The organism is Amycolatopsis sp. Hca4 (assembly GCF_013364075.1).
In the GTDB taxonomy this organism is placed as follows: Bacteria; Actinomycetota; Actinomycetes; order Mycobacteriales; family Pseudonocardiaceae; genus Amycolatopsis.
The window spans coordinates 10,169,929-10,183,453 of record NZ_CP054925.1 but is presented as its reverse complement, the minus strand read 5'-3'; the positions used below and the strand labels follow the sequence as shown (position 1 = coordinate 10,183,453).

Annotated in this window: 9 protein-coding genes; 4 read left to right on the top strand and 5 right to left on the bottom strand. The window is 73.0% G+C overall.

Annotated features, from left to right (window positions below; all coding sequences use genetic code 11):
- Nucleotides 1–19: 19 nt before the first annotated feature.
- Nucleotides 20–832, bottom strand: a complete 813-nt coding sequence (locus HUT10_RS46120) for a polyketide synthase dehydratase domain-containing protein (protein WP_176176984.1) — start codon at nucleotides 830–832, stop codon at nucleotides 20–22.
- Complete coding sequence (locus HUT10_RS46115; RefSeq protein ID WP_176176983.1) at nucleotides 832–5,535, bottom strand: AMP-binding protein; 4,704 nt, start codon at nucleotides 5,533–5,535, stop codon at nucleotides 832–834. Before HUT10_RS46115 ends, HUT10_RS46120 begins: the two co-directional genes overlap by 1 nt.
- A 275-nt stretch (nucleotides 5,536–5,810) precedes the next feature.
- On the opposite strand from HUT10_RS46115, the gene HUT10_RS46110 reads away from it, so the two are divergent.
- A complete protein-coding gene (locus tag HUT10_RS46110) occupies nucleotides 5,811–7,052 on the top strand; it encodes an MFS transporter (RefSeq protein WP_176176982.1) in 1,242 nt (413 codons plus the stop codon).
- A 12-nt stretch (nucleotides 7,053–7,064) separates the two neighbouring features.
- Here the strand turns inward: HUT10_RS46110 and HUT10_RS46105 are convergent, their stop codons facing one another.
- Nucleotides 7,065–8,549 (bottom strand): SDR family NAD(P)-dependent oxidoreductase, encoded by a 1,485-nt coding sequence (locus tag HUT10_RS46105; RefSeq protein ID WP_176176981.1) that lies wholly within the window; start codon nucleotides 8,547–8,549, stop codon nucleotides 7,065–7,067.
- Nucleotides 8,550–8,740: 191 nt separating this feature from the next.
- On the opposite strand from HUT10_RS46105, the gene HUT10_RS46100 reads away from it, so the two are divergent.
- From HUT10_RS46100 to HUT10_RS46090, 3 genes are read left to right on the top strand one after another with little or no spacing between them, the layout of a single operon-like run.
- On the top strand, nucleotides 8,741–9,004 hold the full coding sequence (locus tag HUT10_RS46100) for an acyl carrier protein (protein ID WP_176176980.1): 264 nt from the start codon (nucleotides 8,741–8,743) through the stop codon (nucleotides 9,002–9,004).
- Complete coding sequence (locus HUT10_RS46095) at nucleotides 9,001–10,581, top strand: HAD family hydrolase (protein ID WP_176176979.1); 1,581 nt, start codon at nucleotides 9,001–9,003, stop codon at nucleotides 10,579–10,581. The genes HUT10_RS46100 and HUT10_RS46095 overlap by 4 nt, the downstream gene beginning before the upstream one ends.
- A gap of 32 nt (nucleotides 10,582–10,613) precedes the next feature.
- A complete protein-coding gene (locus HUT10_RS46090) occupies nucleotides 10,614–12,200 on the top strand; it encodes a PQQ-binding-like beta-propeller repeat protein (protein WP_176176978.1) in 1,587 nt (528 codons plus the stop codon).
- 10 nt (nucleotides 12,201–12,210) lie between these two features.
- On the opposite strand, the gene HUT10_RS46085 is transcribed toward HUT10_RS46090, so the two are convergent.
- Nucleotides 12,211–12,798 carry an LmbU family transcriptional regulator gene (locus HUT10_RS46085; protein WP_254897330.1) on the bottom strand — a complete coding sequence of 196 codons (588 nt, stop codon included), beginning with the start codon at nucleotides 12,796–12,798 and terminating at the stop codon, nucleotides 12,211–12,213.
- Between the two features lie 426 nt (nucleotides 12,799–13,224).
- Nucleotides 13,225–13,452 carry a hypothetical protein gene (locus tag HUT10_RS46080; RefSeq protein ID WP_217709704.1) on the bottom strand — a complete coding sequence of 76 codons (228 nt, stop codon included), beginning with the start codon at nucleotides 13,450–13,452 and terminating at the stop codon, nucleotides 13,225–13,227.
- Nucleotides 13,453–13,525: the final 73 nt, after the last annotated feature.

Genomic DNA, 13,525 nt, shown 5'->3' with positions numbered 1-13,525 from the left:
TCCTTCGGTGGAGCGGAAGTCAGCGCGCGGGCTTCACGCCGAGGTCGAAGACGGACAGCAGCGGCTCGTAGCCGTCGTCGTAGACCGTGCACCCGGTCCGGAAGGGCGAGTGCTTCTCGGTCAGCACGAACGCCGACGGCAGCGGGAAGGCCGGCGGCCGGTGCACCACCAGCTGTCCCAGCGAGAACGGCATCAGGCTGTCGCGGTGCTCGCCGATGGAAATGGCCATCCCGGCCTGGAACGCACAGTCGAGCAGGGGCACCGGCTCCAGCCGGATCCCGTCGTTTCCCGTCAGCAGGGCCAGCGACGCCTGCCCGAGCCGCTGCACGTAGCTGATGCGGCGGAAGTGCGGGCCGTAGTCGATGCCCATCGCGGCGAACTCGGTGTAGATCTCCCGCCGCGTGAAGTGCGAGCGGGAGTCCTCGGCGATGCGGTCGCGGACCGCCGTCGGCACCGACGGCGGCCGGTCCTGCGGGGTCAGCTGCAGGGTGCCGAGGCCGCAGCGCAGGCCGTGGTTGTCGATCGTGTAGCCGGCGGTCCGCCCGTCGGGCGCGACGCGGAACCGCAGCACCAGGTCCAGCGGTTCGTCGCCGGGCACCGGCCGCAGCCACGCGCCGTCGGCGACGCCGTGCACCCGCGCGCCCGGGTGCACCAGGTCCAGCCCGCGGAAGGCCAACTCCAGCCACACCACCCCGGGCAGGATCCGGCGGCCGCGCACGACGTGCTCGCGGAACCAGGTGTGGTCCGGGTCGAGGACGGCGCGCACCGCTCCCGGCTCACCGGGCACGGCCCGCAGTCCAGCCGCCTCCGGTCCGCTGTCGAGCGCGCCCATCAGCGGGTGAACCAGAAGTCGGTGTCGGCGAACGGGTAAGCGGGCAGCCGCACGAACCGCGGGGGGCGTCCGGCGAACAGGGACGGCCAGTCGACGGGGTGGCCGGCCAGGTAGGCGCGGCGGGCCTGCTCGGGATCCGCGGTGACGACCGGGTCACCGGCCGGCCCGACCCGGACCGGCTCGGCCACCGCCCCCAAAGCGTCGGCCAGCTGGGCGGCCGAGGACACCACCCAGGCCTGCCGGTGCTCGAAGTGCTCGCGGCCCCGGCACAGCGTGTGGGACAGCTCGCCCAAGCGGAGCCGCGGCAGCTCCGCCCGCAGCGCGCCGGCGAGGGCCTGCAGCGCCCGCGGGGTCCGCGCCGACAACGGCATCAGGTAGGTCCCGCCGTCCTCCGGCTCGCGTGCGGGATCCGGCGGCGGGGCGGAAAGCACGACGTGGGCGTTGCTGCCCCCGAAACCGAACGAGCTGATACCCGCGACCAGTGGCTCCGGCCCGGTCCACGACACCGGCTTCTCCAGCAGCTCGAACGGCGTTCCGGCCAGGGAGATCCGCGGGTTCAGCTCGGAGAAGTGCAGGTTGCCCGGCAACGTGCGGTGCTCGAACGCCTTGACCACCTTGACGACCGAGGCGATCCCCGCGGCGGCCTCCAGGTGCCCGACGTTGGTCTTGACCGCGCCCAGCCGCACCGGCAGCTCGGGCTCGGGCACCAGCTCGGCCCAGGCCCGCGCCAGCGCGTCGAACTCGATGGCGTCGCCGAGCGCGGTCCCCGAGCCGTGTGTTTCGATGTAGCCGGTCCGGGCGGCCAGCTCCGGGGTGTAGGCCTCGAGCAGCAGGCTGCGCTGGGCGTTGGGGTTGGGTGCGGTGAGCGAGTTGGCGCGCCCGCCGTGGTTTTCCACCGCGCTCTCGATCACCGCCAGCACCCGGTTGCCCTCGGCCAGTGCGTCCGGCAACCGCCGGACGACGAGCGTTCCGTAGCCCTCGCCGCGCACGTAGCCGTCGGCCGAGGCGTCGAAGGTGGCGCAGCGGTGGCGGGGCGAGAGCAGGCCCGCGGCGTGCAGGCCGTCGTTGACCTGCTGGTCGAGGATGAGGTTGACGCCGCCGACGACGGCCGTGTCGCAGGCGCCGGTGCGCAGGTCACGGCACGCCCGGACCAGCGCGACCAGCGAGCCCGAGCAGGCGGTGTCCAGGGTGGCGGACGGGCCGGTCCAGTCGAAGAACGCGGACAGCCGGTTCGCCAGCAGGCTGGCGGAAGCGCCGACGAGCGAGTGCGGTGCCTGCCGGGCGGCCGCTCGCGCCTGGAGCACCGCGTAGTCCGCCCCGGTGGCGGCCACGTAGCAGCCGGTGCGCGTGCCCCGCAGCTCGGCGGGGGCCCGGCAGGCGTCTTCCAAGGCGTGCCAGGTGGACTGCAGCAGCACCCGCTGTCTCGGGTCCATCCAGCCCGCCTCGAGCGGGGAGATGGAGAAGAACCGGGCGTCGAAACTCTTGACGCCCGGCAGGAACCCGGCGACCTCGCCCGGCAGCCCGCGGTCCGGATCGGCGGGGCCGACGGCGTCGACGCCGGCCAGCAGCGCTTCCCAGAACGAACCGGCGTCGCCGCCGCCGGGCAGCACCGCGGCGAGGCCGACGATGGCGAGCCGGTCGTCCGCGGCCGCCGGGCCGGAGGTGGTGCGGCGGCCGCGCTTTCCCGCCGGTTCGGGACCGGCCGCGGTCCCGGACACGGCCGCGGCGACGGCCAGGAGGGTGGTGAGCCGGTAGAAGTCGTGGGCCTGGAACGGAACGCCGTAGCGCTCGCTGATGCGCACGGCGAGCACGTTGTACCCCAGCGACCCGATGCCCTGGTAGCCCAGCGGCTGATCGGCGTCCGGGGGCGGCACGTGCAGCTCGTCGGCGACCAGGCGGCGCAGCTCGGCGACGAGCCCGTCGTCGCCGGGCCGCGACGCCTCCGCGGGGGCTTGCGGCTGCGCCAGGTCCAGCTCGGCGCGCGGCCGCTCCGCCAGTGCCCGGGTGTCGGCTTTCCCGTTCGGCGTCAGGGGAATGCTGCGCAGCCGGTCGATGGTCTTCGGCCGCAGGTAGTGCGGCAGGGCGGCCTGGCAGCGGTCGCGGACCGCGCCGGCGTCGAAGTCCCGGCCTTCGGGCAGCCAGACCAGGCACCGCAGGTGCGGTTCGGGATCGGCCGCGACGACCACGAAAACCGTCGCGGTCGGCACGACTTGCCGCACCACCGCAGCGACCTCGCCGGGCTCGACCCGGTAGCCGTTCACCTTGCGCTGGCCGTCCTTGCGGCCGGCGAACACGACCCGGCCTTCGCCCTCGTGCCGGACGAGGTCGCCGGTGCGGTACGCCGGTGTGCCGTCCTGCAGCGGGCGGAAGGGGGTGTCCGCGGCGTTCAGGTAGCCCTTGGCCACGCAATCCCCCGCGATCACCAGCTCACCGGGCGCGCCGGGGGCGACGGCGCGGCCTTCGTCGTCGACCACGTGGTAGGCGGTGCCGCGGACCGGCGTGCCGAGGTGCACGTCACGGGGGTGCGTGACGCGGTGCCAGCTCGACCAGATCGTCGCTTCGGTGGGGCCGTACATGGTGTAGACAGCGCTTCCCTGAGCCAGCAGGTACTCCGCCACCTCCGGCTCGAGGTGCTCCCCGCCGCACAGCAACGTCATCGGCGTGCGCGCCCGCCATCCCGCCGCCTCGAGCACGCGCCAGGTGGACGGCGTCGCCTGCACCACGGTGATCCGGCCGCGGTCGAGACGCTCGGCGAGTGCGGAGCCGCTCAACCGGGCTTCGTCGGGCAGGATTTCGACGGCGGCCCCGTGCACGAGCGGGAGCAGCAGTTCCAGCAAGGAGATGTCGAAGCTGACCGGGGTCAGGGCCAGCACCCGGTCTTCGGGCCGCAGACCGGGGTCGTCACCCACGGACAGCAGGAAGTTGACGAGGTTCCCTTCGCCGACCATCACGCCCTTGGGGATACCGGTCGAGCCGGACGTGAACAGCACGTAGGCCACGCGGTCCGGATCCACCCCGGGCTCGGGCACCACGGCCGGTCCCGGGCCGGTGGTGGTGACGTCGTGGACGCGGGCGTGCGGGAAGAGCCGCGCGGCGCGCTCGCGGGTCGCCGGGTCGGCCAGCACCACCCGGACCTCGGCGGCCTCGCCGCAGCGGGTGAGCCGTTCGTCGGGCGAGACCGGGTCGAGTGGCACGAACGGGCGGCCCAGCAGCAACGCGGCGAGATAGCACACCGGAACCGCCGCGGACCGCGTGACCAGGACGCCGATCGCGCCCGGAGCGGCGTCGACGGCTGCGGCGAGGGCAGAAGCTTCGGCGAGCAGCTCGCGGTAGGTCAGCGTCCGGTGGTCGTCGGCGACGGCGATCCGGTCCGGGTGCACGCCGGCGGTGTCCGCGATCATCCGGCCCAGGGCACGATGGCCGCCGCCGCCCGGTGCGCCCTCGGCGACCGGCCCCGTGGGCCGGGACAGGTCGCACGCGGCCAGTGGCCGCTCCGGGTGCGCGACGGCGAACCGCAGCAGCGTCAGGAAATCCGCCGCGAACGCCGCCAGCGCGTCGGCGGTGACCAGCCGGGACGAGGAGTCGAATGAAAGGCGGATGCCCGTTTCGCCGGAGGCGAAGGTGATCGTCAGGTCGCTGGAGCTGGCGGTCTCCGGCGTGCGCAGCCACCGGACGTTCAGGCCGGTCAGCTCAGGCGGGGCCGTCGGCAAAGTGGCCGGCGAGGAGTTCACCACGACGTTGAGCAGCGGACCGGCGGACCGGCGGGGGCGGTCGGGCTCGGCCGCGGCGAGCGCGAGCAGGTCCAGAACGGGGAAGTGCTGGTGCGGGCGCATCTTCTCGCGCTGGACCCCGACTTCGTCCAGCAGCGACCGCGCGGTCCGCGACGCCGGCGCCGGCGCCAGCCAGATCGGGAGCAGCGTGGTGTGGCAGCCGTGGGGAGTACCGCGCCGGCGGGTGTCCACGGTGTGGGCGACCACGACGGGGTGGTCGGCGTCGCCGGTGCGGGTGTGCAGGAGGGCCCCGGTCAGCGCGACGACGAGCTGGAGCAAGGTGGCGTCCCGCTCGCGCAGGAGCCGGTGCACGCCCTGGGCGTCGCCGACCGTGTGGCGCACCGACAGCGGTCTCGCCGCCGGCGGCGTCGCCGTCCGGGCGAACCCGAGGGGCTGGTGCAGCGGGGCGCCGTCGAGGGCGTCCCGCCAGAACGCGGTCGCGGCGGCGTGGTCCGGGGTTTTCGGTTGCCACGCCGGGGATTCCGGCTCGGGGTGCGCACCGCGCCAGCACGCCGCGAGCGCGGCGAAGAACGGCGCGAAACCCCCGCCGTCGAAGACCAGGTGGCTGAAGTCCAGCCGCAGCAACACCAGCTCGGACGACTCGCGCCGGCAGAGGAAGCGGTAGAGCTGCTGGCCCGCGGGGTCGAGCGGCGGGGCGTCGTGCAGTTCGGCGGCGGTCGCGCAGTGGCGCAGCACACTGCGTGGGGCGGGCCGGGTCCGGACCTGCAGCGAGCCGCGCACCTCGGTGAAGTAGTCCAGCAGCCGGGGGAACGCCGTCACCACGACCTCGCGCAGGGCCGCGTCGAGCCGGCCGGTGTCGGCCGGGCCCCGCAGCTCGCAGGTGTAGCCGATGGTCAGGTTCGGGTCGCCGGGGTCGCCCCGGAAGCGCAGCCACTGGAAATGCTCGTGCGCGGTCGCCTGCCGCAACGTCATTCGAAGGAAACCTTTCCCCCGGTCCGCATCGGTCCACGCCGGTAGCGGCCGGATCATCGGGGTCTGTTCCGAAACGGGACGGCGCGGATTGTCCGCCGTTGTGCACGTCCCGCTTCGACCACCTATTTCATGGTGAACACGAATCCCGCTCGCGGTCAACCCGGGGAGCGTGACGTCCACCGATCAGAGCCGTCGTAAACTGCGTATCGGCAGCGCCCGAAGGATCGGAAACTACTCAGCTGAGGAGTGCCGTGCACCAGAATTCACTGGTACGCTTGATTCCCTTTTATCTCATTATCTTCATCGACAACCTGAGTGTCAGCCTGGTGCTGCCGGTGCTGATCCCGATCGCGTACGACCCCGCCGCGGGGCTGCTCGCCGACGGCGGCCAGGGCACCCGTGACCTGCTGTACGGCCTGGCCATCGGCACCTATTCGCTGGCGATGTTCTTCGGCGCGCCCGTGCTCGGCTCGCTTTCGGACCTGTTCCGCCGCAAACGCACCCTGGCGCTGTGCCTCAGCGGGCTGGCGCTGGGCTACGCGCTCACGGTGTGGGCGATGCTGGCCAAGGACGTGCCGCTGTTCATCACCGGGCGCGTGGTCTGCGGCCTGTTCTCCGGCAGCCTGCCGGTGGCGCAGGCGGCGATCATCGACGTCACGCCGAAGGACCGCCGCGTCACCGCCATCGGGCGGATCATGTTCTGGGTGTCGATGGGGTACGTGGCCGGGCCGCTGATCGGCGGCTACCTGAGCGACCCGACGCTGGTCTCCTGGTTCGCGCTGCCGACGCCGTTCCTCTTCGTGGCCGGCACTTCGCTGCTGAACCTGCTCATCCTGCTGACCACCTACCGGGAGGCGCCCCGGCCGGAGGAGCGGCCGGCGGGCAAGGTCTCGATCCCCAACCCGATCGCCCGGCTCGGCGAGGCGTTCCGGTTCCCCGGCATCCGGGTGCTCTCGCTGTCGCTGCTGCTGATGTCACTGGGCTGGACGGCGTTCTTCCAGTTCATCGGGCTGTACCTGACCGCGAACGAGGGCTTCGGCCAGCGCACGGTCAGCAACCTGATCTCGGTGGTCGGCATCGGCCTGGCCGCCGCGTTCCTCGCGTTCGTCCCGCTGGCGGCCCGCTACCTCAAGCCCGCGGTGTCGGTGCCGGCCGCACTGGCGGTCATGACGGCGTGCATCGCCGCCACCTCGCTGACCGGCTCGCTCCTGGTCCTCTACCCGGTGTGCCTGATCGGCGCGATCGGCTACGGCATTTCCTACAGCGGCCTGGTCGGTCTGATGTCGGTGTCGGTGGACGACAGCCACCAGGGGTCGGTGATGGGCATGGCCGGAGCGATCGCCGCATCGACCGCCGGGGTGACCGGGGTGGTGTTCGGCCTGCTGGACGGATCCAGCGCAGCGCCGATCCTGTCCGCGGCGGCGTTCGTCCTGGCCTCGGCGGCGCTGATGGGACTGCGGCCGGCCGCACGACGGCGCACGGAGGTCCCCGTGGGCACCGATCGCGGCGAAAACTGACATCCAGCCTGGTCAGGCCGTTCCGGGCTGTCCCGCCGGCGAGACAGCCCCGGCCATCGGGTCCGGTACGACCCGGGGCACCCCGGGCTCGACGGGCGTGTCGAGGAGCAGCCCGACCAGTGCGGCCGCGACCGGTTCCACCGCGGCCGCTCGTTCCGCCGCTCCCGGGGTGTTGGTCTGTTCCGTGCGCAGCAGCCCGGGCCGGGCCACCACGAACCCCACCCGGGGGTGGTGCTTGGCGAACCAGCTCACCAAGCCCTCCAGGGCCGCCTTCGCGGTCACGTAGTGCGGCCAGTCCCGGGGCGGGTCTTCAAGGGCCGCCGAAGACACCACCAGGCACCGGCCGCCGCGGCGGTCCAGTGGTGGCAGCAGTTCCGCCAGCGGCGCGGTGACCAGGCGGACCGAGGCGTCCAGGAACTCGCCGAACCGGTCCAGGTGCTCCGGGACCACGCCCAGCGGCCGGATCGGCGGGGCCGCCGAGCACACGAGGAAGTCCAGTTCCCCGAGGTCCGCGGCCAGCCCGCGGCTCCACCCGGGGTCCGCGGCGTCGCCCCGCGCGGGCCGGAGGGCGCCCGGCAGGTCCGCGGCCTCGGCGAGCAAGCGGTCCGGCACAGCGCCGCGGTGCCCCACCTGCACGGCGCAGCCCTGCCCGGCCAGCGCCAGCGCCACCGCCGCCCCCAGGCCGCGGCTGCCCCCGGTCACGACCGCGGACCGCCCGGTCAGCCGCTCCGACGGCGGCAGGTGCGCGGCGATCGCCGCCGCGGAGGGCAGCGGCGCCGGTGTGCGCACGATCGCTTCGAACTCCACCTCGGCGAGCGGGCCGCCCGCGGCGGTGAGGGTGCCGCCGGTGGTCAGCAACCCGAACCGGCGGTCGAGGGCCAGTACCTCGGCCGCGAAGGCCAGCGGCGCGGGCTCCGGTCCGCCGACCGGGTGGCAGCGCACCGAGATCCCGCTCAGCAGGCACCGCTCACCGGGCAGCAGCATCCCGGCCGTGTAACTCGACCACAGCAGCGTGACGAGCGCCCCCGGGCCCAGCAGGGCAGCGGTGTGGGGGAACCGACGGACCAGGGCATCGAGCCCGCGCGGCCCGTACTCCCCCGACACGCGCGTCCCCGGCGCCAGGTCGTCGAAGGTGCGGACGGCGGCCGCGCCGAGGGGTGGCACTCCGCTCACCACCGGCTCGGCCGCGGGCCCGGGACGCCACCGGGCGGACAAGCACACCCGGTCCCCGTCGCGCAGTTCGCACGCCGGCCCCGCCGCGGCGCTCGCGCGGTACCGGACGCCGGGGTACACCGGGCCACGGAATTCCACCTCGAGCCGGGCGGTGCCACCGGGCTCGGGACGCACTTCTTCGAGCGTCGCGAGCAGGGCGAGGACCCCGTGCGCGAGCACCCCGCCGAACGGCGTCGCCCGCGCGTGCTCGGGCGAGCGGTGCAACGGATTGACGTCCCCGCTGACCTGCGCAAACAATTCAACATCACTTTCGGAAAGCAACATGGGCATTCTCCGCGTGCCGTCGGGCCGGGGCCGAGTGCGCCACCGGCCGGAACCGGCGCAATGGGTTGCGGTTTCGCACCGGGTCTCCTTACAGTGGATTTCGTCCGCGGCGAGATAAAAACCACGGGGCTCGCCGCCATCGGAGATCAACGCAGGATTTGACCGCATCCGGTCGACATCGAGGGTACACAGTGACGGATCGAAGTATTCCGGCCATTTCCGACGAAGCCGCGCAGGCCACGGTGATCGAAGCGTTCCGGCAGGTGCTGGGGATCACGGAGGTCGACCCGGAAGCGCCGTTCGGCGCGCTCGGCGGCGACTCCCTGCGTGCGGTCCGGGTGCTGTCACGCGTGTGGCGCGAACTGGGGGTGGAACTGCCCGTCCACGCGTTGGGCGAGACCACCACGGCCGCCGAGTTCGCCGCCGTGGTCCGCGAACGGGGCGGGACGCCGTGACCCGTGGCATCGCGCTGGCCGCCACGTTCACCGCCGACCAGATCGCGGCCGCGGCGGCGGACCGGGCCGCTAGGCTGGACACCGCGGTGGTCACCGCGCCCTACGGCCAGACCGTCGAGCCACTCCTGGACCCCACGAGCGTGCTGCTGGCGAACACCGGGGTGAACGCGCTGCTGCTCCGCCTGGAGGACCTCCGCGGTGGTCTCCTCGACGAACTGCTCGCCGCTTTGGCCGCGGCACCCGGCCGCAGCACGGCGACCTGGCTCATCGCCGTGACTCCCCCGTCGCCGCGCGCGCTCGGCGACCGGGCCACGGCCGCGTGGCTGACGACCGCCGCGCGCCGCGTGGCCGACGCCGTGGCGGCGCTGCCCGGCGTGCACCTGATGCCCACCGACGACCTCGCCGCGCACTACGGCGTTCCGGAGGTGCACGACGAGTACGCCGACCGGATCGCCCACCTGCCCTACACCGACGAGTTCTCCTCGGCGCTGGCCGACCGCGTGGTGCGGCTCGCCGCGTCGACGTGGCGCGCGCCGCGCAAGGTCGTGGTGCTGGACTGCGACGACACGCTGTGGTCAGGCTTGTGCGGCGAAGCCGGGCCCGAGGGGGTCGAAGTCGGTGACGGCCATCGAAGGGTCCAGGAGTTCCTGCAGGACCAACGATCCCGCGGGAAGCTGTTGTGCCTGTGCAGCCACAACAACACCGAGGACGTGCACGCGGTGTTCGACCGCCACCCCGGGATGGCGCTCTCGCTGCGCGAGATCACCGCGCAGCGGATCGGCTGGGCCCCGAAGCCGGCCTACCTGGGCGAGCTGGCCGCCGAACTGGGATTGGCGTTGTCCTCCTTCATCTTCGTCGACGACGACCCGGTCGCGTGCGCGTCGGTGCGCGCGCAGCTGCCCGAAGTGGCCGTGGTCGAAGTGGACCGTGACGGCGGGCGCGCGTGGCGGCAGCTGGTGCACGAGCCGGCGTTCGACCAGCTCGCGGTGACCGAAGAGGACCGGCTGCGGTCGGACTGGTACGCGGCGGAGTCCCACCGGAAGGAGCTTCTTCAGTCCACAAAGGACTACGAGGAGTTCCTGGCCCGCTGCGACATCGAAGTCTCGCTGGACCGGCTGACCGACCTGACGCTGGAGCGGGCCGCCCAGCTGACCGCGCGGACCACCCAGTTCACCCTGACCGGCTCGGCGTGGACGGTGCCCGAACTGCGCGCGTTCCTGGCTCGCAGCGGTACCGGTTGGGTGGTGCGCGTCCGCGACGTCTTCGGCGACCACGGGGTCGTCGGCCTGGTCCTCGCCGAAGCGCGGGACGGGGTGCTCGACGTCCCGGTCTTCCTGCTGAGCTGCCGCATGCTCAACCGCCGTGTCGACGGCGCCGTGCTGCGCCTGCTCTGCGCGGAAGCGATCTCCGCGGACTGCGCCGAAGTCCGCCTGCACCACGAGTCCACCCGCCGGAACGCGCCCGCCCGGCACTTCGTCGAGCAGCTGACCGGGACCGCCGTCGGGCCTGCGGATCCGCCCGGGTCGGCCGACGTCGTCGCGGCCGACTGGGCCGCCGGGGCGGTGCCCGCCCCGTGACCGGTTTAGACCAGCACACCGAGGGAGTACACGTGCCACGCAGCGAACACCCGGCAAGAACGCGCACCTGGGGTGCGGCCGTCCTGGCGGCCGTCCTGGCCGCCACCTTGCCGGCCTCCGCCACCGCGGACGCGCCGGCACCCGCCGGCTGGCCCAGCGCCGGTCAGAACAACCACAACACCCGGCACGCCGCCACCGAACGCGTGCTCACGCCGGCCAACGTCGGCCGGCTCAAGCCGAGGTGGGTGCTGACGACCGCCGGGGACGTGTCGGCGACGCCGACCGTGGCCGGTGGCGTGGTCTACGCGCCGGACTGGGGCGGCCGGCTCTGGGCGGTCGACGCGCGCACCGGCACCCCGGTCTGGTCACGCACGGTCGCCGAGTACACCGGCGTCGCCGGAGACGCCTCGCGCACCAGCCCCGCCTACTGGCGCGGTCGCCTGTTCCTGGGCACCGGCCTGCTGTCGCAGGGCTCGGCGCCCACCGCGGGGCGGGGCGCCCAGGTGGTGTCCGTGGACGCCCGGACCGGCGCGCGCGGCTGGGCCGCCGTCGTCGACCCGGACCCGGCCGCCATCATCACCGGCGCTCCGACCGTCGAAGACGGCGTGCTGTACGTCGGGGTGTCGTCCAAAGCCTCGATCACCGAAGCGCCGATGACCTTCCGCGGCTCGGTCGTGGCCCTCGACGCGAACACCGGGCACCTGCTCTGGCGGACCCGCACCGTGCCCGAGGGGTACACCGGCGGCGCGGTGTGGGGCAGCCAGCCGGTCGTCGACCGCCGTCGGGGCCTGGTCTACGTCGGCACGGGCCAGAACTATTCGGTGCCCGCCGGGGTGTGCGAGTCGCCGACGCAGAGCGGGTGCACTCCCCCGTCGCCGGACGACCACTTCGACAGCATCCTCGGGCTCGACCTGCGAACCGGGGCGCTGCGCTGGGCGACCCCGACGTTGACCGCGGACACCTGGACCATCTTCCAGCCCGACCGGGGCCCGGACTTCGACTTCGGTGCCGGGCCCAACCTGTACCGGACCACGATCGCGGGCAAGAGCACCGAACTGCTGGGGATCGGGCAGAAGAGCGGCGTCTACTGGGCGGTCGACCCGGTGACGGGGCGCGTCGTGTGGCGCACGCAGGCCGGGCCCGGCGGCCCGCTGGGCGGCATCCAGTGGGGCACGTCGACCGACGGGAAGCGGATCTACGCGGGCATCGGCAACGGCAACCACCTGCCGTGGACGCTGAAGGCGTCCGACGGCCGCACGTCCACCACCACCGGCGGCGGGTTCGTCGCGCTCGACGCCGCCACCGGCGAGATCGAGTGGCAGGTCGCCGATCCCCAGGCGAGCACCGGCGACTGGCTCGACGACGCCTTCGTCAGCAGCGCCAACGGAATCGTGTTCGCCGGCTCGTCGACACCGAACGGACCCAACATGTACGCACTCGATGCCGCGACGGGTCAGGTGCGGTGGAGCTTCGCTTCCGGCGGGTCGGTGTTCGGCGGCGCCGCGATCGCCGACGGCTCGGTGTTCTGGGGTTCCGGCTACTACTACGCCAACGTCTGCCCGGCGGGCTGCCCCGGCCACAACAACAAGCTCTACGCCTTCAGCCTCGACGGAAAGTGACGAGCGGTGGTCAAGCGCCCGGGACGGCCGGTTCCCCGGTCCCGGGCGCTTGACCGGGAACGAGCACGGGTACCTCGACGTCGGAGAGCACGTGGGTGGCCGCCCGGTCGAGACAGCCGATCATCCAGGATTCCAGGCTGGTCCCGGCTTCCGCGGCGGCCCGCATCCACCGGGCCACCCGGTCCTGGTCCACCTTGAGCGGCTGGACGACCGGTCCGGCGGCGGCGGTTTCACCACCCCGCTTGGCGTTCTGGACCTGCGTCCGCAGCACGTTGCGCGACCACCCGCGTTCTTCGGCCTCGGCCAGGAGCCGATCCTGCTCCGGCGGGTCGAGCGAAGCCACCTCGGCGTGGTGCTGGAAGCTGACCCCGTCCCGCCGCCGCTCGACGGGGAACCGGCGCGCCACCCAGGCGTAGTTGCGGACGGTCTGATAGTCCAGCCCGACCGCTTCCACAGCTTCCCGGTACCGGTCCTGGTACCGGTTTTGGCCGCACACCAGCCAATCCCCGACGAACCAGGCCGAAGTGGTCGCGATCCGCGCCACACTCCGGCCGGCACGCATCCACTGCGTGTACGACAGCGCTTCCGGAAACTGCAACCCGAGATCCGTGGCGACCACCGGCCCGGAAAACCTGGCCGGCCGTCCCGGCACCCGTCGCGCCGCGCTCCGCCTTCCGGTCGCCATACCGGCACCCCCCATGTCAAATTGGCGTGAATATCACTCGGCGCCCGCTCGGACAAGCGAACAATGGCTCCACTGCTGCGGAGGATATGCAGGGACGACAACCCGTCGATACCCTCTGGACGGTGGAACCTGCCGTCATTCTCGTCACTGTCAGCTCTGCCACTGCGCCTTGGAGACGCCGAAGATCCTCAGCTGACAAAGCCGACTCTCACCGAGAGTGACGGACCGCGGCTCGGCCGGAGTTCGATGATTTCGGGCCGAAGACAATTCCCCTCCGGGTGGTGAACGACAGCGCCGCCCGGCTGGAGAATCAGGCGGAGAAATGCAGGAGAGTCCGGCTCAGCCGTTCGAAGCAGTCGGGTCCCAGAGGCCGCCGGGTTTGCCGCGGTCCAGGTGCTCGGCGTGGATCCCGGCCTTCCACGCGATGACCGAACGGCACTCCCCGAACGCTTCGACCCGCGCGTCGACGCGCTGCCGGTGGGTGTCGAGCAGCTGCAGCCCCTCCGCCTGGTTGCCCGGGCCCTGCCGGACCAGTTCGGCGAACCGCTTGAGGTCGGCGAGCGACATGCCCGACTCGCGCAGCTTGACGCAGATCAGCAGCCACCTCGCCGATGCTCAACGGGTCTTCCCACGACCCGAC